This is a genomic window from Candidatus Bipolaricaulota bacterium (genome assembly GCA_021159055.1).
Taxonomy (GTDB): Bacteria; Bipolaricaulota; Bipolaricaulia; order UBA7950; family UBA9294; genus S016-54.
In genome coordinates this window covers 1-1,127 of sequence record JAGGSO010000106.1, presented here as the reverse complement: position 1 = coordinate 1,127, position 1,127 = coordinate 1, and the positions used below count along the sequence as shown (strand labels likewise).

Sequence of the window (1,127 nt, the reverse complement as noted above, 5' to 3'; positions counted from 1 at the left end):
GGATTGGGGACCAGGCAAATATGGGTTGGCTGATTGAGCCTCCATACCGTTAACCGGTCGTAAGTCGTGAACAAACCCGCAGTTTCAATGCGGATCAAGCCATAGATATTTCAACAGCTTCGGATCATCCCATTAAAATCCATAAAGTGATCGACGAAGAAAATAATGAGGCCCGGCTTTATTGTTATTCCGAACAACGAGAAGCAAAAGAAAAGGCTATTACAGAACATTTTATTGCTCGTTTTGAAGCGGGCTTACAGAAAATTGCCGATAGTCTCACCAAACCCCGGGGAATAAAGAAACGAGATAAAGTTTTAGAGCGCATAGGCCGCCTGAAAGAAAAAAGTAAAGGAATCGCCCGGCACTATCATATTGATTTAACCCCAGCGTTGCATAAAAAAATGTGAAAAAGAGAAGTAAAAGTCTTGCGGAGTCCCATGGAATACGGGTATAAAGAGAATGTCCTTTAAACAATCACCCTAATCCAGGAGTCCACCGCAAGTGAAATCCAGTAAAGCACAAATTACGGCAAAATTCCATAAAATTCCAATGATCCGATTTGAAGATCAACAATTAACTTCCTTTTCAGGTTTGCTTATTTTTCAACTACTGTTTAAGCGCATCGACCTGAAACAGCGGCTCAAAAAATGCTTTTCGCATTTGAAGATTTCACCTGTCTTTGGTCGACATTTGATAGTGCAGCTGATCATTGTCCACATACTTATCGGTTTTCGACGGTTGCGAGAAGTTGATTACTACCGTGATGATCCAGTCGTTCTTCGTTTAATGGGCTTGCGAAAACTTCCTGATGTTTCCACAATTTCAAGAGCGCTTTCCCAGATGGAAACCGAAGGTGTCGAAAATGTACGCCAGTTGTCTCGATCAATGGTAATTGAGGGACTCCAACGCGAACGACTGCCCCGACTGACTTTGGATTTTGATGGTACTGTCCAATCTACCAAAGGACACGCAGAAGGTACATCTGTAGGTTTCAATAAGGTCAAAAAAGGTGCCCGGAGTTACTATCCTCTGTTTTGTACCGTAGCCCAAACCGGACAATTTTTCGACCTTCATCATCGTCCGGGCAATGTGCATGATTCCAATGGCGCCCGGCGATTTATGCTCAA

General features: G+C 43.1%; 2 protein-coding genes. Both read left to right on the top strand.

Annotation, left to right across the window (positions count from 1 at the left end; all coding sequences use genetic code 11):
- The first annotated feature begins 146 nt into the window (after positions 1 to 146).
- Entirely contained in the window at positions 147 to 407 is a 261-nt protein-coding gene (locus J7J55_05645; GenBank protein MCD6142182.1) for a hypothetical protein, read from the top strand.
- A 94-nt stretch (positions 408 to 501) separates the two neighbouring features.
- A partial coding sequence (locus tag J7J55_05640) for a transposase (protein ID MCD6142181.1) occupies positions 502 to 1,127 on the top strand: 626 nt, incomplete at its 3' end.